9 protein-coding genes are annotated in these 20,260 nt (G+C 59.4%); 5 read left to right on the forward strand and 4 right to left on the reverse strand.

Annotated elements, in window-relative coordinates:
• Positions 1 to 574: 574 nt before the first annotated feature.
• From BM345_RS18345 to BM345_RS18360, 4 genes are all read right to left on the reverse strand, one after another.
• A complete protein-coding gene (locus BM345_RS18345) occupies positions 575 to 2,602 on the reverse strand; it encodes a phosphotransferase (protein WP_093381792.1) in 2,028 nt (675 codons plus the stop codon).
• 312 nt (positions 2,603 to 2,914) lie between these two features.
• Positions 2,915 to 4,324, reverse strand: coding sequence for a DUF2130 domain-containing protein (locus tag BM345_RS18350; protein WP_093381793.1), 1,410 nt, complete (start codon positions 4,322 to 4,324; stop codon positions 2,915 to 2,917).
• Positions 4,325 to 4,361: 37 nt separating this feature from the next.
• Positions 4,362 to 5,435 (reverse strand): nucleotidyl transferase AbiEii/AbiGii toxin family protein, encoded by a 1,074-nt coding sequence (locus BM345_RS18355; protein ID WP_093381794.1) that lies wholly within the window; start codon positions 5,433 to 5,435, stop codon positions 4,362 to 4,364.
• A complete protein-coding gene (locus tag BM345_RS18360) occupies positions 5,432 to 6,145 on the reverse strand; it encodes a DUF6088 family protein (RefSeq protein WP_254789799.1) in 714 nt (237 codons plus the stop codon). The genes BM345_RS18355 and BM345_RS18360 overlap by 4 nt, the downstream gene beginning before the upstream one ends.
• Before the next feature lie 389 nt (positions 6,146 to 6,534).
• Between BM345_RS18360 and BM345_RS18365 the strand changes: the two genes are divergently transcribed.
• The 5 genes from BM345_RS18365 (at position 6,535) to BM345_RS18385 (ending at position 20,188) form a co-directional block, all read left to right on the forward strand.
• Positions 6,535 to 10,203 (forward strand): ATP-binding protein, encoded by a 3,669-nt coding sequence (locus BM345_RS18365; RefSeq protein ID WP_093381795.1) that lies wholly within the window; start codon positions 6,535 to 6,537, stop codon positions 10,201 to 10,203.
• A complete protein-coding gene (locus BM345_RS18370) occupies positions 10,200 to 10,871 on the forward strand; it encodes a condensin complex protein MksE (RefSeq protein ID WP_139237549.1) in 672 nt (223 codons plus the stop codon). The genes BM345_RS18365 and BM345_RS18370 overlap by 4 nt, the downstream gene beginning before the upstream one ends.
• Complete coding sequence (locus tag BM345_RS18375) at positions 10,868 to 12,121, forward strand: hypothetical protein (RefSeq protein ID WP_093381797.1); 1,254 nt, start codon at positions 10,868 to 10,870, stop codon at positions 12,119 to 12,121. The genes BM345_RS18370 and BM345_RS18375 overlap by 4 nt, the downstream gene beginning before the upstream one ends.
• Positions 12,121 to 12,996 carry a DUF7281 domain-containing protein gene (locus BM345_RS18380; RefSeq protein ID WP_093381798.1) on the forward strand — a complete coding sequence of 292 codons (876 nt, stop codon included), beginning with the start codon at positions 12,121 to 12,123 and terminating at the stop codon, positions 12,994 to 12,996. Before BM345_RS18375 ends, BM345_RS18380 begins: the two co-directional genes overlap by 1 nt.
• 577 nt (positions 12,997 to 13,573) lie before the next feature.
• Positions 13,574 to 20,188 (forward strand): DUF3320 domain-containing protein, encoded by a 6,615-nt coding sequence (locus tag BM345_RS18385; RefSeq protein WP_093381799.1) that lies wholly within the window; start codon positions 13,574 to 13,576, stop codon positions 20,186 to 20,188.
• Positions 20,189 to 20,260: the final 72 nt, after the last annotated feature.

Raw genomic sequence — 20,260 nt, forward strand, 5'->3', positions numbered from 1 at the left:
AGTGTTCACGTGTCCGCCAAGAAATAAGTGGAGTAGTGAACACGATGCTCCTAGGCCCGCCGGCGGGAATCAAGATGGGTTGGCCGGACGCTTACAAACCAAGCTCGACAGCCAAAGAAAGCAGGCAGCGAAGGCGCGTTCACGGGCCAAGGGGTCCACCGGCGGCGCGTCAACGTAGTAGCGGCGCCCGGCTTGCAGGAGGGAGACCTATCGCTCGCGGTCAGGCTGAGATATTCACGCAGTCTATAACCTGCAGAAGAGCCAATTCAACAGAGACCGCCGATGAGCGAATCGACCGCCCTATTCACGATACCTCTCGTACTCCTCAAGAAACACGCGTGCGGATTCGTCAACGAATTCCTGTTTCCGCTTACTGAGGTCGCTCAATTTCTGGACGACGCTCTTGTAGATAACCTGGTGAGCTTGGTTCTTTATTAGCTGATCGTCGTATGGGTCGAATTCGACTTCAGACTCACCGAAAATATGATCGACTAGGCGAAGAAGGTCTTCCTTGCTAATCTTGTCAATGGGGCTGAACTCACCCTTTGCGGTCAAAAAGTGACCGCAATTTTCACTAATTCTTAACAGCTTCATAACCTTGTCTCCGTCTCTCGTAGGTTTCCGCACCAGCCTCTAGGGAGTTCAGCAGTGTTACGTGGCTGTTCGCAACTTCTCCATCCACCGAAGTCAACTGCTTGTCCGTCGGGTAGCCCGAAAAGATGCGGTACTCGGGCACGCCGTCCACCAATCTCTTGGTGGTGTAGAGCAGATAGTCCGCCCCGACCGATGCTCCAACCGTACTGTTGTGAGTGACCACCACCACGGGCATCGTCTCCGAGATGCTTTTGAGGATTTGATTGACTTCGCTCTTGAGGAACAGATTGTCGAACGATGACTCTGGCTCATCGATTAGCAGGAGGTCGTAGTTTTGAGCGTCGGCGATTTCCTGGAGCAGCCTGAATTCGGACCGCTCGCCGCCCGAAACCTCGTGACCGTCCTTGTTCAGAATGCGGTAGTCGATTTTTGCGAACAGCTTGTAGAAGTCCCCTGGAGGGAGACCTTCGATCTGCATCAGCTCGAGCAAATAGCCATAGGCGTCGTCGTACTTGCGAAACGCGTCACCGAATGCCAACTTGGTCCCACTGGCTCCCCTGATCTCACCGGCGCCCGAGTACGCCTGCTTCCTCGCTTCGATCGTAAAGCCCTGAAGGGTGTCCCTGCTAACGACGGCCCCTTTCTTGAGACTCTCGACCAAGTCTTTGAACCTCTCTACCCGCTTGCGGTCCATTGCAACTTCGTACAGATCTACATCTTCAACTTGGACGGCTGAAGTCCGGATCTTCAAACCCTGTTTGACCTCTCTCACGAGACTGTTTACGAGTCGCCTCTTGTCCGCATCCAGGATCTTCGACCGAAGCACCTCGATCAGTTGAATTGCCAGCCTCTTCAGCGCAGAAAGGTCAACATGCTTCTCGATAATCGGACGGTACTCAACGTTCTCTATCACTTGGCGAACTGACTCGATGAGGGATTGGAGGGTCGTCACGTTTCCGATAGGAAACTCAACTTCATCGAATAGGTCTGCTTTTGAGAAAGCATCTTGTCGGTCCGCCTCTTCCGCTGACCTCAAGAGTGTGTCCAGGTACGCGGTGGTGCGGCGATCGTTGGCGTTGAGGTCCACTTTCACGACCCCGTCCAGGACGCGTTTTAAACCTGCGAGGTACTGATCAGAGAAGGCGCTGCGCTCACGTTCAATGTTGCTTCTGAACTCGCGTTCATACGTCGCCTCGTCTCGCTGAACTAGCGAGAACTGTTCTATGTACTTGACACGCTTGACCGACTTGAATATCTGATTGAGCGTGTGCGTTTTCCCCGTCGAGCGCGCGCCGATCAAAATGTTTAGGCCAGTCGAAAGTTGTTGGCCGTTCTCGAAAACTTGCCACAACTTGTTCCCATCGCGCTCCGTCAGGGCTACCTTGGCCTTGTCGCCAAGGCATCTCTTGAGCGCTTCAAGGGTCACCATCCCACAGTCGATGAACGTTTGTCTAGTCGGCAAGGACCTCATGTCAACTGCCATCCGCGAGTCGCTGAACAGTACTGGCGGTAGTTTTGTGACGTCCTTGATGTTGCGCACAAACTTCTTTGCGCTGTCTACTTCGCCTGCACAGACATACGGTCTGAGCTGCTCAAGAGTTTCGCCCGCGACCGCGGGTCCTTTGTCATAGTGCGGTATGACAAGGTAGTCTTCCAACTTTCCGAAGATTTGGACGAGCTCCTTTACGGACACGCTGTCGCCGACCTTCGTGATCCGCTGCGAAATCATCGCCGCCTTAGCTTCGAAATCTTCGAGTTTCGAAGCATCCCCAATGATGAGAACGTGCCCCTTGTCCACGTTAATCTCAATGCCAGGAAATACCGTAGTCGCGTCGAGCGCCTGCTGAATCTGACGGAACTGCGCACCGTCAAAGACGTCATGATTGGTGACCGCGACGGCGTCTAATTTCGCCTCGGTGACATACCTCTTGAAACTGTCAAGGCTGTAGGTGAACGCCCTGTCGCTGATTGTCGGAACCGTGTGAATGTGCAGGTCAATCTTCTTCAAGGCGATCCTTAGGGGACTTCTCTAATGCTGCTGAAATCGTTCTGGAACGAGACCGGCGCGTTGTTCGACAGAACTTAACGTCAGCCATTTGGCAGAGCGCGACGATGTCGCTCCATTTCGAGTGCCGTGACCAGACGACGTCAGTTTGAGGGGAAGGACCCACCTCATGCCCCTCAATTCTGGGGAGCAATCGAACTGCGTCTATGACATTTCACACGCGCCGGACGGAAATCTCTCCTCGTGCGCGATCGGGACGGCCAAGATCGCGGCAGGTTCCACTTGGTAAGGCACCGCCCTTGGGGCCTTGGACCCCTACGCAACGTCAGTGGCATCCTGGAGTTTCAGTTCGGCGAACTTGGCCGCCATTGTGGGATTGCCGCGAGTGAGCTTCTTGATAGTCACATCCTGGGCCTTGTCGTTGGCCAGGCGAAGGTTTCGATCGGCGCCGAGCAGCGCCTCCTTGGTCTTCTGCAAGTGGTCGATCGACTTGTCGATCTCGTCAATCGCCGTCTGGAACCGCTTGGAAGCAAGATCAAAGTTCCTGGCGAATGCAGTCTTGAACCCCTCGAGCTGTGTTTCAAAGTTCGTGATGTCAACGTGCTGCGCCTTCACGAGCGCCAACTCCGACTTGTATTTGAGCGAGTTCATGGCCGCATTCCGCAGCAACGTGATGATCGGGAGGAAGAACTGTGGCCGGATCACGTACATCTTCGGGTACCGGTGGAACACGTCAACGATGCCTGCGTTGTAAAGCTCACTGTCGGGCTCCAGCAGCGAAACCAACACCGCGTACTCGCACCCTTTCTCCGCCCGGTCCTTGTCGAGTTCTTTGAGGAAGTCTTCGTTCCGGTTCTTCGTCGCTGTGCGATCGCTCTCGTTCTTCATCTCGAACATGACCGAGACGATCTCCGTGCCAGCGTCGTCCAGGTCGCGGAAGATGTAGTCGCCCTTGCTGCCGGTGCGCGAGTCATTGTCTTTCTCGAAGTAGGCCCGAGGGAACGCCATGGAGCGGACGCGATTGAACTCGATTTCGCAGTGCTGTTCGAGCGTTTCGCCAACCATCTTCGTAGACAGGCGAGCCTTCATGTCCCGAAGCCGCTCGATCGCATCATCGCGGTCCCTGATTTGGGTCTCGTACTTGTCCTTGAGAGACTTCTCGGCGAGTTGCTTTTCGAGAGTCAGGCGCTCGAGGCCGCCCTTGAGTTCGTCGCGCTGCTTCTCGACCGCAGTGACCGCCTGGGTGACCGCGAGCTGTTGCGCGACTTCGAAGGCGCCAAGTTGCGCCGTCAAGCCTTGGATCGTTGCATCCTTTGCGGCGGCAGTCCTCTGCAACTCGCTCACAAGTCGTGCTTCGGCCAATTGCGCCGCGGCATCCTTGGCACGCTTGGCCTGTTCGAGCTCGTTCGCGAGGACGTCGCGCTCGCGGGCAAGGTCGCTCAAGGCTTCGCTCACTGCGAGTTTGCGCTCCACCTCCCCTGCGTCGAGCCGAGCTTTTAGTTCCTGAATCTCTCCGTCTTTGGTGGCGGCAGTCCTCCCCAACTCGCTGGCCACCTGGGTCCGCGCCAGCTCGACGGCATTGCGCTTGTCTTGTTCTGCCAGTTCCAGGCGCTCGTGAAGCTGCTGTTCGAATTCGCCGTCGCGAACCTGCTTGAGGATGTCTGCGTATCCGGCTTCGTCGATCTTGAATGCTTTGGCGCAGTGGGGACAGATGATTTCGTGCATATGTTATTGGGGCGGAGGTTCTATGTCGCCTTGGGACTCAATGTGTCGTAGGTTGAGTGGGCTGCTGGGCGGGTGCAGCATTGAGAAACTGCTCAAGCTTCTGGACCGTTGCCAGAACGTCCCCAAAGGAAGGAACTTCCCCGAAGACCATTCCCGCCATGGCGGTGTAGTCCCTGGAGAGGGCCTCGAGCATCTGCGTCGGGGGCGTCAGCGTGAATTTTCCAGGTGCCGCACTTTCGAGGCCAAGGTCTGGTGAGCCAAAGAACAGGCGCGCGTGCCGCGCGCAGTCCAATGCCAGCGCGTGGTCCGTTGCCCACTCTTTGGCCGCTTGGTCGTGCACGAGACGGTGAAGGTCGTAGTAGTGGCGCGATACGCGCTGACCTTGCTGACGAAGAACACCACGGCGCTCATACCACTGGCGCAGTCCGTGCAGGATCACCACCTTGTCCCAGAACGTGCGCTCCGGCTTGACTGTGGTGATGTTGGCGACTCCCAAGTCGGTGTCCGGCACATCGGGAGCTACGAACGGTGTCACCGTGGCATTGACGTGCGGGTCAATGGCAGATTTCGCGCCGGCCTCGATTTTCACGGCGGCGCGAACGTAGTCGCCTTCGGCGCCTGTCACCGCGGGGTACCAGAAAAGCAAGGTCTGTCCGTCGGCATCTTCCGGATCGGCTTCGACCTTGAATTTTCCTTGCGGTATGACGGCCTGCGCGATTGCGATGAACTCGCTTTGCAGGCTGCCCATGATGTAGTCACGGCACGATTCCCGGATGGCGTCGAGCCGCAGCCTACGTTGCTTTCCGCTGAGGCCGTCCAGGTCGGCCGCTTCGATGGGCTGGCCAAGGTCCTCTCGTGCCACCGTGATGTCGATGTCCTCGGAAAACCGTGAGATCAAGCCGAAGGCTTTCGACAGCGAGGTCCCTCCCTTGAATAGCAGACGGGGGCCGCCTGGCTTCAGGCCATTGAAGAGCACGTCCAGCGTCCAACACACCCAAAAGTCCTTCTCGACGTTTTGCACGGCCGTGCCCAGCCGCGCTGCTGTCCCGAGGAACAAGCCGCGGCGTTCGTCTTCCGTCGCCTCGATGATGATGTTGAAGCTGCGATTCACCGGGAGGTCGCCGTGGTACCCGCGAAATCCGGGTCGCGAACGGCGCTTCCCACTTTCCCGGCAGACACATGAGATGCTGCGTCCGGTGCGCAGCCGGGCAGTTCGCGCACGAGGCCTTGCATCCAGATGGGGAGCGCGCTGAATCCCTCCAACAAGTCCTGCCGGATCGCCGGCCCTCGTACAGGATCGGAAACGATCCGGCGCAGCTTGCCGATGATCTGCTCCTGGTCGGCGACCATGGCGTCCTTCAACCAATACAGTGCCTGCACGACCCGCATGGCCGGACGGCCAGCCCAGTACAGGCGACTGGGCGCTGTCTGCTTGAATTCAATCGTGAGGTTGTCGAGCTGGACTGACTTGCGACGCGCATCCGTGTGGATGACCACGTGTGCCGGTACGGCGTCGGTCAATCCTAGATCGTTGGCCGCAGTGATGCCGTCGACCAGCAGGCGGAGCTGATCGCGACGTGCAATTGCCTCCACCACGGCGCGGTAGTCGGGCGGATTCGGGCGTCGCGTCAGCTTGTTCTGGATAGGTTTGTCATATAGGCCCCGGTCGATTCGGCGCAGATCGCCCGCCGCGACCAGGCGCTGCAGTGCCTTGTCAACGGCGTCGCGGCTCGCCAAGTGCACGAAATCCGTGGGAACCCACACGCGGCCACTTCCTTGCGCGCCGATGAGGTCGGCGATCTGTGTCTTGAGATCGGGCATTGTCCGATATTTGTAGTCGTTTTTCGGACAAATAGCAAATCAGTCCGAAAATTGATGACACATTTCGGACAACGCATACGGGATGGAAGGCCACTTGGTCGAACGCCCAACGCTGGGTGTGCAGGACACTCTCAGCTGCAATGACCCGCCGCTTCACCCTAGCGGGTGATGACACGAGCGCAGCATGCGTGGGCCAATGAGGGTGACCCCAGGCGATTGTCACCAAGATCTGTGAATTCACAGGGCTCGCCGCCACTCACAGAAATCGAACTGCAGTAGAAATTCACGGACCGGCACAAATCGTGCATTCACTAGGTTGGAGGCACCCCACGGTTCGCTAACCTCGTGACTCAGGTTGCACAAATGGCGTCAACACGTCCATGTTCTGAATGACGGATTCGTCCAGCTATCAACTTCACCGCATGGTGCTGATCAATGCGGGGTCGAACATGCACGTTCCCAGCGGACGCATCACGGCCGTGGATCCACGCGGCGGCGCGGCGGTGCTGGGAGAAAACGGCGTGGGCAAAACCACCACCCTGCGCATTCTTCCTCTCTTCTTCGGTCATCTGCCCAGCCAGATCGTTGCCAGTGGCCATGGTCAAGAGCCCATGATCCGCTTTGTGATCCCCACGGACGCGAGCGCGGTTGCGTTCGAATACCAGCGCGGTAGCGATCGTGAGGAGGACCGGCGGCTCGCAGTGATCCGTCGTCGGGCGGACGACCACGACGCACCCTTCTATCGAATCTATCGTGGTGGCTTTCGCAAAGATCTGTTCGTCCACGAAGGACGCTTCTTGAGTGATGAGGAGACCCAGCTCAAGGCCAATGACCTGGGCATCGTTACCACCAGCAAGCTAAACACAGCCGAGTACCGATCGGTGATCTTGCGCACGCCTGCGGCGTCCAAGGACAAGGCGCGCCTTCGTGCCTACAGCCTGGACTTCTCCTTCGGTCCCAGAGCATTGGACAATCTCGACCGCATCGTTGCGGCCATGGTCAAGAAGCACATCTCGTTCGTCGACATCGTGCAAGTCGCGGTGGGCATGGTGCAGCACGACTTGGGACAGGGCGGCGAGCGCGCCAAGCTCACGTTCAAACAGGGGCGCGAACCCATCAAGCGTTGGCTGGCCAATCGAGAGGCCTGCGGCGCCGCGTTCAAGCTGCTCGGTCAGTTCACAGAGATGGAAGATGATCTGACTGACCACCGCCAAGCCGAGGCTCGGTTCCGCGCTCTTCGTACCGATGTCAACGCACTGATCGGGGCACGCGAGCGCGAGCAAGGCGAAGTCGAGAGGGCCCTGAAATCCCTCATAGACAAGCGCGACGAGGAAAAGGAGGCCGAGGCCAAGGAGCGCGCAAAACTCAGTGCGGCGGCAGGCTCTGCCGCAGAGGCTGCGACCCAAGCCAAGAACGCCTACGAGGATGCCAAGACGACCGCGGAATTCTTTGAACTAGAGCGGGCGGCTCATTGGGACGGTCAGATCGATCAACTTCCTACGCTGAAAGCCGAAGCCCGGTCGTTGCAGACGCAGATCGACGCTGCCGAGTCTTTGAGTGCCGAAGCAACCCAGCACTATGCGCGCCTTGCGGACGATGAACGCAACGCCGCGACGATAGCCACGCGTAAGCTCGAGCAGAGCAAGGAAGAGCATCGTCTGAGTCTCGACAAGGTCCGCCAAGCCATCGATGCGTCTGAACGACAACAAATCCAGGAGGCAGAAGACGTCGTCCAGGTGCAGCGCGAGGCGCTCGAGGCTGCCAGGGAGCCGCTGACCGAACAGCGCGGCGCTTGGCTCAACCAGCAGAGCAACCCTACTGCGAGCGCAGCCGCCGTCGCCGCGCTCGAAGAAATCAGTTCAACGTTGCAACGCAGTACCGACGGCCTGGACGACGTGCGCAGGACCTCCAGCGACGCGCGTCAACGCCACCACGATGCGCTGCATGAGTTCAGTGCCCAGGAGAAGGCGATCGACGCAGCCCGCGCGCAACTCGAACGAGAAGATGCCGCGTTGCGTCAGGCACAGGCGCGCTTCATGCCCGAGCCTGGCACATTTCTGGCCGCGCTGCGCAGTAGCCCCGACGACACCTGGAAGCGCAGCTTGGCAAAAGTCGTCGATGCTGACCTGTTGGAGCGCGGCGACCTTGATCCTCTGTTGATCGATGAAGGCGCCGCATCTCTGTATGGCTGGCAAGTCAATACGTTGGCCATCGCAACGCCTGCATGGGCTGATGACGAAGCCGCGCAGCGTGCCGTTGGAGAGGCCGCGCTGCGGCAAGAAGCCGCGTCCGCGTACGTGACGCAGCAACAGACCCGCTTGCAGCAGATCGGGGGCCGCCTGCGCGATGCGGAGCTCGCTGTACAGACCACTTCGGCCGCGCTGACGGTCCGTACAGGCCAGGTCGAAGAGCTCAAAGGCCAGCAGGAAGCCGCGCGAGCTCGCGTGGAGCAAGAGCGCCAGGGCTGCGTCGCACACGCGCAAGCAGAGCTTGGGAGGCTGAAGTCCCGCCTCGACGACCTCAAGGCCCAACGCCAAACTCTCGACCAAGCGCACGTGCGAGAAATCAAGGTAGTTCGAGAGCGCCATGAAAAGGACAGGCAATCCGCCCGCAACCGCTGCGATGGCCAATTGCAGGCCATCGACGCCAGCATCGGTGTCTTCGACACGCAGCTGAACGTCGCTTTGGAAAAGCTGAAGGAGCAACTCAACGAGCATCTGAGCGCTCAGGGGGTGGACACCAAACGGCTGGACGGCTTGCGTGACCAGCTGCGCGATCTGTCCACGACCGTTGCTGAATTGGAGGACAAGGTCAGCCTGGTGCACCGCTACCGAAAGTGGAAGGACGCTGGAGGCAGCACGATCGTGGACGCGCTCGGTGCCAAGGCGGCGCGGGCGGCAGAGGCCTCACGGGATGCTGGAGGCGCCCTGAATAGCTTTGACGCCGAGGCTTTGCAACGCGCCCAGTCTTTCAAGCTCGCCTACGAGGAACGAGACAAGCGGCTTTCGGACATTGCAGACGATCTGTCGATCCTCAAAGGGCTGGACGAAGCTTTTGGGGACTACCAGGCGAGCGGCGCCTCGGTCATCGACTTGAATACGCCAGCCAAGCAGCTGAAGGGACGCGTGCGTTCGGCCCATGAGGAGCTGAACAGTTTGACGACGGGCATTGAGCGTCGCTGCGGCACGCTGCGCCAGGCGCTCACGGCGAAACCCAGTTCGGTTAAAGACTTGGTCGACGCGACCCTTGAGCAAATCGACAGTCCCGACCCCATCACGCGGGCGGCTGCACTATTCAACTGCTATCGCTTGATCGGCCCGCAGGTCGCCAATGACGTCAACATGACGTTGAAGACGCTGCTGGCCAACATTGGGGCCTTTTCGGGAGCCATCAAGTCCTTCGAGAAGGAAGTGCGCCACTTCAACGAGCGTCTACAGCGCGGCTTAAGCAGCGTCAAGGGGTTCGAGCGGCTCTCCAGCCCTCGCCTGGACATCGTGACCAACTTTGAGGATCTTGGGTTCTACAAGAAGCTCTCCCGGATGGAGGAGATTGCGCGAGCTCATGCAGCGGAAGTCGGTCGCGACTACTCTCGCGAGCTGCCCCCCGAGGAAACCGCGCGTGCCTTGGGAGACTTCATGACCGTGCTCGGCTCGGACGGCAACGTGGAAGTGAACTTGGCTCAGCACATCACGCTGAGCGGCAGCGTGATGGAGAACGGGAATCTCAAGCCTTTCAAGCGCGCCAGCGAGCTGGAGCACGTGTCCTCCGAAGGGTTGACCTCGATCGTACTGATCACGCTCATGACGGCGCTGCTCAACGTCGTTCGCGGCAATGATCCAATCGCCATCCCTTGGATTACAGACGAAGTTGGAAAGTACGACCCAGGCAACTTCCGCGCACTGATGGAATGGCTGCGCGACAACCGCATTGATGTGGTCACTGCCTCTCCGGAACTCGGTCCCGTTCAGCACGCGATGTTTGCGCGTCGATATTTGTTTGAGGATCGGGGCCGCATCCGCGAATACGTCGCAAAAGCTACGGTCGGAGCTCCAGCATGAATCTCCGCGTGGCACAACTGCTCCTCGCCGGGGAGTACATCTGTTCAATCCGCTATCCGGTGGAGCATGAGATCCTGCTCGACAACGAAGAGCAAGAAGAAGTGGGTCAATGGCTTTCGAAGATCAACATGCGCTTGGCGCGCGTTGGGGACGAAGGTGCGTTCTTCATGGCACCCTCGGTCATCAGTGCACGCGAAATCACCCAGGTCAAAACCGAGCTGGTGAAGTTCCGTGACGAGTACGGCCCTGCTGTCCAGCTCTTGGACTTCATTCGCCAGACGGATGCAGGCGCAATCGGCCTGTCGCCTGGAGAGTACCTGTCCCTTTACCAACTCGAAAGCGCGGTGGCGCAATCCACCATGCTCGAAACCCAGCTCAAGGGATTGATCGGCGTCATCAGCAACGCCGCACAGCGCAACACTAATCATGAGAACCTGCGCCGGCTGCTTGAGCATCTCGCCAAAGACGGCTACGTGCATCTAGTGAACAAGGATACGAGCACCTACCAGGTGACCGGTAAGATCGATCAGCTGTACGCAGTACTGCAGTTCCTTGACGAAAACAAGGTCATTCCTCGGTCGGAGGTCGACGACCAGGAGGGTGAAGACGAGAAGCCTGACTTGGTGGACGAGGCTCGGCGTCCTATCGATGAAGGAGACCTCGCGTGACGGAACGGGGCGACCAGATTCAGAAGCTCCTCGGGAGCCTCGCCAAGCACGCTGACCTCATTGCACAGGCATTTGACGGCGCCATATCAGGCGGCGACAAGCAGCGAAACGTCGGCATCGAGGCCTTGTTCGCGCTGAGCATCCTCACACCATTTGACGAGGACGAGTACCGCCTCAACCCACGCCTTCGGGAATTTCTGGCCGATTACTTCGCGAGCTACCAGGCGTTTCAAGCACTGCGACGCGTGACTGGCACCATGCGTCAGGCGCGCGAGCAATGGAGCGAACTGCGCAGGCTCAAGACTTCCGGCATCGCACGCGATGCCGCCCGGCTGCACGCGGCTTTCGATGAATCGGTGGTCGAGATCGCCTACTCCATCGAACACAATCTTTCGATGCTCCACTCATTGTTGTCGACTCAGTACGGCAATGTAGATGACTTGAGTTCCAAGCTGAGCCAGAACCGGTACTACGCACGCCAAGTAGCGCAGTTTCTGGCCGACGTCGAGTCGATAGATGCCTTCGTCGAGCGCGTCGGCGACGAAGCGATTGCCAGCGGCATGCTGGAGGTGCGCCAGATGGTGTCGCGTCGCCTCGGCGCGAAGCGTTTTGCCTGGACGTCCCAGATCAAGGATGCCCAAGCGGTCATCAGCAAGCGCCTGTTCGAGGCCAAGCTCATGGAAGAGCGCCTCCAACGCCTATCTCGATTCGCCCTCTGGCTCACCCGGCATCGCACGGTCGACGGATGGGAGTTGCCGGTTGATGAGAGGATCGATGCCGCGCTTGTCCGTCCGCAAGCCACCAAGGTCCGACCGCAACCGGATGTGAGCGACACCGACCCGGTCGTTTGGGATGCCATGATCGCGGCCGCTAGCCGCGTGCCGCCCAAGGCCGCCACCAAGCACCAGGGGCCGGTCGCTGGCCCGCAGATGATGCTAGATGGCGACGAAGAGCCTGTGGCGGAGGTCCTTACGCCTGAACAGATCGCTGTAGAGCGCTTGGCTGCCGAAGTGTGTCGCAGCGATATGCCGACCTCCCTTCTGGCCTGGAAGGCCGATCAATCGGAGCTGAGCCACCTGTCGGATGAAACCTGGCTCATGTTCTCGTCGATGCAACTCAAGGGCATGAAATACCAGGTCGACTTCATGTCGGAGCTTGGGTTGGAAGCCTTCCCGATCAACGATGCGTTCTTTGACATTCATGTGAGGCGCCCGCATTCGCTCGCTGCGCCGACCCCCCTGCCCGCCTGATGACCTTTTCCACCCCGGAAATCCTCTATCTGCAGCGCCTGGTGCATGCGGGGCCCGGCCGGCGCCGTGCCGGCGACGCTGCCCGCCTCTTTTGCGAGCATTTCAGTCTCGGCACCCTCATCGGAAGTTGGATTGAGTACCGAGCTGATCACATCGAGTCCGCGCGTCAGCTCCTTCGCGCCAATGACCTGCCGATCACACCAATGTCGTCCGACGCGAGTCGCGCGGACGTGGCGGCGTTTGGCGGTCTTTCGGAAAAGGCGCTAAGCACTGCACCACACGCGAATTCGGTGGCCATCCGCTGCATCGGACATTGCAGCTTGGACGGCGCGCCGCTGCACACGCCCCAAGGAACATACCTTGTGGTGAAGGGGGACGTCGCTGCACGGATCGCCTGCCAGCGACTGATGCTCGTCGAGAACCTAGAGACGTTCCGGGAGTTGGAGCTATACCGATGGATCGACTACGAAGGCCTTTCTGTCCTGGTCATCTACCGCGGTGATGGCCACCTCACTCCTTCGGCGCCGCGCGGGTGCATCCTCGGACGACAGGAGCCGATCTGGGTTTTTGTGGACTTCGATCCCGCTGGGCTAGTCATCGCAAATGGTCTGCCCTCCGACAGGGTGCAGCGGCTTGTGCTTCCCGACATGGCATGGTTGGCTGAGGCAGCGACGACGAGCGTGGGACGCGCGTTGTACGCGGCTCAAGAGTCGAAGGCTCGCGGTACTCTAGGCAAGGCTTCGAATCCAGAAATTGCGCGCGCCTGGCGCGAGGTTCAGCGACTCGAAGGTGCGGTGACGCAAGAGCGTATGCGCTGGGCGCCTGTACCGCCGCATCACAGTCAACTACTTCCATCGGGGCGCTTGGGCCAGTAGCCCTGCTAGCGCCGAGTGGGGTTTCGACCCTAGTAGGCCGTATTGGGGGCACTCCCGCAATGGAGCAAGCGCTTTCGTTCTTGACACTGCATGTATCGTCAAAAATGCGGAACGATTTCACGCTCGGAGCGAGGAGTTGTGTGTTCAATCGCTCGTCTGTCACCTTTGTCACGCGCCGAATGAAGACCCTTAGTTAACAATTGAGGTACAGGCTGCATGCTCACTCGTCAAACTGTGAGGACGCAGCGTGAAGCATATTGTTGGTCTTCAATTTGCTCTGCCGGCATGGTCGTCGACCTCGCCCTGTTGGAGTGAGGCAGGCCCACTTCTCGGAAACAAAGCTGGTGGCCGCTTGGCTGCCATCGGTCAGAAGTTTGTCTTGATTGCAGCGCTCCGCACTTCGCGCACAGGCAGGCAGCTTCGACTACTCATCGCATGCCCCGCTCGCGCATGTCGCCCGACATCTCGGCGGCAAAAATTTCGTGGGCCAGATATAGAGCCTGCAGCATCGGGGAATGCATTGCGCAACATCTCTCGGGCTACCGCTATGCATCTTTCATTTTCGCAAGGGGCCTGAATGCCAGAAGTCGAATCGACATCCAACGACATTTCTCCAATCGTTGCCAATCGCGAAGCGCGCATCGTTTTGGAAGCAGCGCTCGTCAACAAGCTGAACCTGGCAGATTTTCAGAACTCGGTGCCGATGCTCAAGGAGCTACGCATCATCAACGGAACTGAAGAAGTCCTGCAAGAAGTTGATCTGCGGATCGAAGCAATACCTGCCTTCCTCAAACCGAAGGCATGGCACGTTGAGTCCGTCGCTAAGAATGACAGTTGTCGAATTGCAGATCTCGATGTCCAACTTGACGGTCCGTTCCTTACGCGCCTGACTGAGGCAGAGCAGGCGACCGTCAAGCTCAGCCTGAGGCTCCGTGCAGATCCAGAGGTTGAACTTGCAAGCCTGGAACGCCACGTGGATCTGCTTCCTCGAAATCAGTGGGGCGGGCTATCCCACTTGCCAGATCTCGTTGCAGCATTCGTGCAGCCTAACGATCCGGCTGTCGAACGCTTGCTCAAGCAGACGGCAGAGATACTTAGGAAGAATGGGAAGAAGCCCGCCCTCGACGGATACACGGGCGGCAGCAAGCGTGCTTGGGAGCTTGCGTCTGGGATTTGGAGTGCCAGTGCTCAACTCGGCCTTGACTATGCACTTCCTCCCGCAAGTTTCGAGCATGCGGGGCAGAAGGTTCGAGGTGCCGGTCAGATCGTGGAATCTGGACTGGCCACATGCCTGGACCTCGCATTGATGTTCTGTTCCGCGCTGGAGCAGGCGGGCCTCAATCCGATTCTAGTGTTTACGAAGGGGCATGCGTTCGCAGGCGTCTGGCTCAAGGCGGACCAGTTTTCCACGACTGTTGTGGACGACGTGACTGCATTGCGAAAGCGAATCAAGCTGAAGGAACTGGTTGTTTTCGAGACCACGTTCATCACGCAACGGCCCAGTCCTAGCTTTACCTACGCGACGCAGCGCGGCGCAGAACAGGTCGGCGAAGCTGTCGAGGAATCGTTCGAACTGGTCGTGGATATTCGGCGCGCGCGGATGCAGCGCATCAAGCCGCTCGCAAGCGCTGAGACGGTGGTCGTGCAGCCCGCCGTCGATCAGGTGGCGGTTGGAGCCGAGCTGACGTTCGACGAGGCTCCCGATCTTCCTGACGAAGGCCAAGAAGTCGAGACCGATTCCGCTGCGTTGAACCCAAAGGATCGCCTTGCTCGCTGGCAGCGAAAGCTCCTGGATTTGTCACTCCGGAATAACCTGCTGAACTTCAAGGCCGGAAAGAAGGCGCTAAAGCTTGAGGCACCTGACGCCAGTCTGCTAGAGGACGCTCTTGCTGAAGGGCAGATCCTCAAGATCCTGCCACGCCCGGACCTCATGGACGGGGCAGACCCCCGCAGCCAAGCAATCTACGAGAGCAGAGAGCGAGAGGATGTCCGCCGCACGCACGCATTGGATGCCTTGCGGCGCAAGGAAGTGTTCGTTGGCGTTCCCAAGGATGAGCTAGAGGCACGACTGGTGGAGCTCTTCCGTACGGCACGTACGACGATGCAGGAAGGCGGTTCGAACACGCTATACCTCGCACTTGGATTCTTGTCTTGGACAAGGGAAGAGAAGTCCGAACAGAAGTACCGTGCGCCGTTGATCCTTGTTCCCGTCACGCTGAGCCGCAAGAGCGCTCGCTCAGGATTCACGCTGGCGATTCATGACGACGAACCGCGCTTCAATCCCACCCTCATCGAGATGCTGAGGCAGGACTTCCATCTAAACCTGGGCGTGTCGGACAGCGCATTGCCGATGGACGATCGCGGCCTGGATGTGCAGTCAGTATGGAGGGCCGTATCAAGCGCCATCAAGGACATCAAGGGATGGGAGGTATCCGAAGAAGTGATCCTCTCGATGTTCTCGTTCGCGAAGTACTTGATGTGGAAAGACTTGACGGAGCGCACCGACCAACTCCGCCAGAACGCAGTTGTTCGCCATCTAATCGACTCGCCAAGGGACAATTACCCATCTGGCGTTGCGTTTCCAAGCCCCCGCGAACTGGACCGCGAGTTTGGCCCGGAACAGACTTTTTGCCCCTTGCCGGCCGATTCGTCGCAGTTGTCCGCGGTCATGGCTGCAGTGCGTGGGAAGGATTTCGTCCTCATTGGACCGCCTGGCACCGGCAAGAGCCAAACGATCGCAAACCTGATCGCCCAATGCCTTGCGGAAGGCAAACGGGTACTGTTCGTCTCTGAAAAGATTGCGGCGCTGGACGTGGTGTATCGGCGTCTGCGCGAGGTCAAGCTCGGCGAGTTCTGTCTTGAGCTTCACTCAAGCAAAGCCCGGAAGCTCGACGTGCTTGCGCAGCTGAAGAACTCCTGGGAGGCCAAAGGAGACGTCGATCCCGAGGTCTGGCGTGCGGAGGCGCGACGATTGAAGGCGGTGCGCGACGAACTCAATAGCTACGTAGAACGATTGCACTTCCGTTTTGCGAACGGGATGACCATCTACGAGGCCATCGGACGCGTCGTCGACGGCGAGGCGATTCCACGGCTTGGTCTTTCTTGGAGCGTGGCGAATGCGCACGATGCTACGACCATGGACCTGATGAGAAGCGTCGCCGAGCGCTTGGACGTGAATGCCAATGCGGTGGGCTACGACGGAACGCTCAAGAATCCCTTGGCTGATGTCGGACACAGCGAGTGGTCGCCAAAGCTGCAGCAAGACCTAGTGCGCGCCGCTCACGATGTGCTGCCCGCGGCTCACGCCTTGACATCGGCCTACGAACGCTTCACCACGGCTTGCGGCTTTCCGCCGCTCTCGTCTACGCGCACCGTGCGAGGTGGGATGGGCGTGCTCGCACGGGCGCTTCCTGGCGCTGCGGGCCGTGACTGGAGTTTTGCAGTTCGGTCGGACGCCCGGAGGACTGCCGAGCGACTTCGGCTTGGCATAGACCTCATCGCGCAGCACCGTCAGCTCTCATCGGCCCTGTCCGCACCTTGGTCGCCATCGATCGTGGCATCTTGCAAGCGCGGGATGACGCTTATCGAGCAGCGTCGCGCTCTGTACGCGCGGATTGGCAAGCCATGGACAGATGATGTCGTGAGTGAACTTCGAGGCGGCCTGAAGCTCCTCGATGAGCTCGCGAAGGCTACCGACCAACTCTCGGTTCGCTACGGAGAACAAATCGAGCACTTGAACGTGTCGCAACTGCAGCGCGAATTTGCCAAGGCTGAAAAAGCTGTCTGGCCAGTATCCTTCGTCGGCAAGCGGAAGGTGAGGCAAGCGCTCGAGAGCTGTGTCACAGGAGAAGGCGAGCCTGATGTGGCGGCTGATCTGCGTCATTGGATCCGAATCCGCTCCTTGAGAGCGGAGGCAGAAGCGTTGCAAATTGGTCCGGCGGTCGAAGGAGTTTGGGCCGGCCTGAAGACGCGATCGGAGTTTGTGCAAGCCGCACTCAAGTTCCAGAGCGAGCTTGAGGCAGCCAAGAGCGGCCGTCAGTGGAATGACGCCGGTCTCGATGCGGTCGCGAACGGCCGGTGCGGTGTGCGACTCGAGGACGAGCTGAAGAATCTCCGTACCCTTCGCGCCTTGGATGAGGAGATCGCGTCCCTGGAAGGTTTGTCAGCGCCGACATCATCTCTCTGGTCGGGCCTCGCAACGGACGTTGGCAATCTGGCCGCTGCATTGGATTTCAATGCAGCGCTCGATCGCGTGCGTACCTCTGGTGCTCTGGCGGACGCACACGAGCTCGTCGCGGCAGGCGTGTGCGGACACGCAATGGCTGCGGACCTGCAGGCTTTGCAGCGACGCGCTTCGATCGAGCTGAGTCTGACCGAACTGACGGAACTGAAGGTGGCGACCTGCGGGCTCTGGGACGGGCTGGACACCAAGACTGACGAATGCGACAAGGCACTTCGGTTTCATGCCTCGGTCAGCACGGCAATCGCCAATTTGGCATCGGGGCCCGAGGACGCCGACGCCGTCGCGGCTTCGCTTGCGCGACTTCTCGCAGGGAAGAGCACCCTCCTCGAGCCTTCAGGGGAGGTTCATTTGGCTGCGCAAAGGTACCTGAGTGACTGGCTTGCGCTGCAACCCAAGATTGATCAACTCGGCGCTGCCGGAGCGTTCTCAGAGCCATCGAAGGCGCACTTCAGTGAGATCTCGCTGAACGATCTCATTGATCGCTGCAACGAGATCATTCGAGCAGAACCCCGACTTAACGCGTGGTGCGCTTGGCGCAAGGTGCGCGACCAGGCATCGCGGCTCGGGTTGTCGGGGGTCGTCGCTGGCATCGAAAACGGTGCGGTAAAGCCGGGCACGGTGTTGGAAGCGTTTGAAACCAACTACAGCCGCTGGTGGTTGAATGCGGTGGTCGACAACGAACCGGTGATCCGAACGTTCGTCGCAGCCGAGCACGAGAAGCGGATCGGAGATTTCCGGGCCTTGGAGGCTCGACACACGGATCTGACGCGGGCCTGGATCCGAGCGAGCCTGTGCGCAGACCTGCCGAAGCAAGACACCGTGACGCGAGGTTCGGAATGGGGGCTGCTGCGCCATGAGATGGCGAAGAAGACGAAGCATCTACCCCTGCGTGAACTGATGTCGAGCATTCCAACGGCCCTGACGAAGCTCACGCCGTGCCTGCTGATGAGCCCGCTGTCAATTGCTCAGTACCTCAGCGCAGACGCCAACACCTTCGATGTCGTCGTATTTGACGAAGCATCGCAAATTCCCGTCTGGGACGCCGTGGGTGCTATCGCACGCGGCAAGCAGGTGGTGATGGTGGGTGACCCGAAGCAACTGCCTCCGACGAGCTTCTTTGATCGCGCCGAATCGTCGAGCGACGATGAGGAGGAGGAGGGTGACCTGGAGAGCATTCTGGATGAATGCATGGGCGCTAACCTGCCCACCATGAACCTTTCCTGGCACTACCGTAGCCGCCATGAGAGTCTGATCGCGTTCTCAAACCACCGCTACTACGGTGGCTCCTTGGTGACATTCCCGGCCCCGGTGACGGTCGATCGAGCTGTCAGTTTCCACTATGTTGCTGGTGCTTACGAGAAGGGTGGAGCTCGGATCAACAAGGCTGAGGCTAAAGCCGTGGTCGCGGACATCGTCGCAAAGCTGCGGGACCCGGGTTTCCGGCAGTCGGGTCGCACGATCGGCGTAGTGACGTTCAACTCCGAACAGCAAGCCCTCATTGAGGATCTACTGGACGAGGAAAGGCGCAGCGACCCATCGCTGGAGCCGTACTTTGCTGAGCTGGAGCTCGAGCCCCTCTTCGTGAAGAACCTCGAGAGCGTTCAAGGCGACGAGCGGGACATCATGTACTTCTCGATCACCTACGGACCCGACCTCTCCGGTTCGGTTTCCATGAACTTCGGCCCCATGAATCGGGAGGGTGGTGAACGCCGACTCAATGTTGCGATCACGCGCGCCCGCCAGGAGCTTCGTGTGTTCTCAAGCCTCAAGGCGGAGAAGATGGATCTCGCGCGTACACAAGCTCGCGGCGTACGGGACCTCAAGCATTTCTTGGAGTTTGCGGAGCGCGGCACCAAGGCGTTGGCCGAGGCGACCAGTGGGAGTCTCGGGGGCTTCGAAAGCCCGTTCGAAGAAGCGGTAGCCACGGCGCTTGCCAGCAAGGGTTGGGAGCTTCACACGCAGATCGGTGCGTCGTCGTTTCGCGTCGATCTTGCCGTCGTCCATCCAGATGCAAGAGGCACGTACTTGACTGGCGTGGAGTGTGATGGCGCGACTTACCACAGGTCTGCGACGGCACGCGATCGCGACATGCTACGCGAACAGGTGCTGAGAGGGCTCGGTTGGGAGATCGTACGGGTCTGGTCCACTGACTGGTGGGTGGATCGGGCCAGCACGTTGGAGAAGTTGGACATCAAGCTGAACGACCTGCTCGCCCGTAGTAGAGCGGCGCGTGCGGAAGCCGCAGAAAGGGAAGCGGCGCGCCACGCCGCTCGGGAGGCGATCGAAAAAGCCAAGGAAGACCTGGGCTCTTCTGATGCAGTCCAAGTCAGTGGCGAACCGGCGGGTGCGGCTCTAGGTATCGAAGGCCTTGAAGCGCCGCTCGCGTCGACAGTTCAACCGGAGGTCTACGCACGCAACGTTGCCGTGGAAGATGGGGCGCCGTCGTCGCGATTGCAGTATGTGGAGTCGGATCCACTCAGTTCAGTTCAATCGGTCATTCCCGACGACTTCTTCAACCCGAGCTACGACGCGACGCTGAGAACAATGATCGCACACGTGGTGAAGAACGAAGGTCCATTGCTGGACTCGGTTCTTGCGCGTCGCATCGCCAGAGCCCATGGATGGCAGCGCACTGGCGCTCGCATCCAGGAACGTGTGGTGTCGCTGACGGCGAAGTCCTTTGAGAGTACGAAGGATGACATGGGAGTTTTCTATTGGCCAAGCGCTGCCGGATCGGATGCGGACTCGAGATTCCGTTCCTCGAGCGAGGATCCGCGACCTGTGGATGAAATATGCATCGAAGAGCTTACGGCGCTGGCGCGCCAGGTGCTTTCGAAATGTGGCGGCGAAGAGGCGGTTGTTGCGATGGCGGTCGAACTGGGCCTGGGAAGAATCCGCGCCGCTACCCGCACTCGCCTTCAGCACGCGATCAGCTTGGCAAGCGCCTAGCATCCGTGGCAACGATGAACTCCAACGTTCATAGACGCGGCGCCGCGGGTCGTCGGCTTCTACTTGCTGCGC

The organism is Variovorax sp. OV329 (assembly GCF_900114785.1).
Taxonomy (GTDB): Bacteria; Pseudomonadota; Gammaproteobacteria; order Burkholderiales; family Burkholderiaceae_C; genus Variovorax.

What these genes read in the sequence shown, in the direction of transcription:
- BM345_RS18385 (WP_093381799.1), top strand. Translation starts at nt 13,574, where the DNA reads ATGCCAGAAGTCGAATCGACATCCAACGACATTTCTCCAATCGTTGCC.
- BM345_RS18370 (WP_139237549.1), top strand. Translation starts at nt 10,200, where the DNA reads ATGAATCTCCGCGTGGCACAACTGCTCCTCGCCGGGGAGTACATCTGT.
- BM345_RS18350 (WP_093381793.1), bottom strand. Translation starts at nt 4,324, where the DNA reads ATGCACGAAATCATCTGTCCCCACTGCGCCAAAGCATTCAAGATCGAC.
- BM345_RS18365 (WP_093381795.1), top strand. Translation starts at nt 6,535, where the DNA reads ATGACGGATTCGTCCAGCTATCAACTTCACCGCATGGTGCTGATCAAT.
- BM345_RS18360 (WP_254789799.1), bottom strand. Translation starts at nt 6,145, where the DNA reads ATGCCCGATCTCAAGACACAGATCGCCGACCTCATCGGCGCGCAAGGA.
- BM345_RS18380 (WP_093381798.1), top strand. Translation starts at nt 12,121, where the DNA reads ATGACCTTTTCCACCCCGGAAATCCTCTATCTGCAGCGCCTGGTGCAT.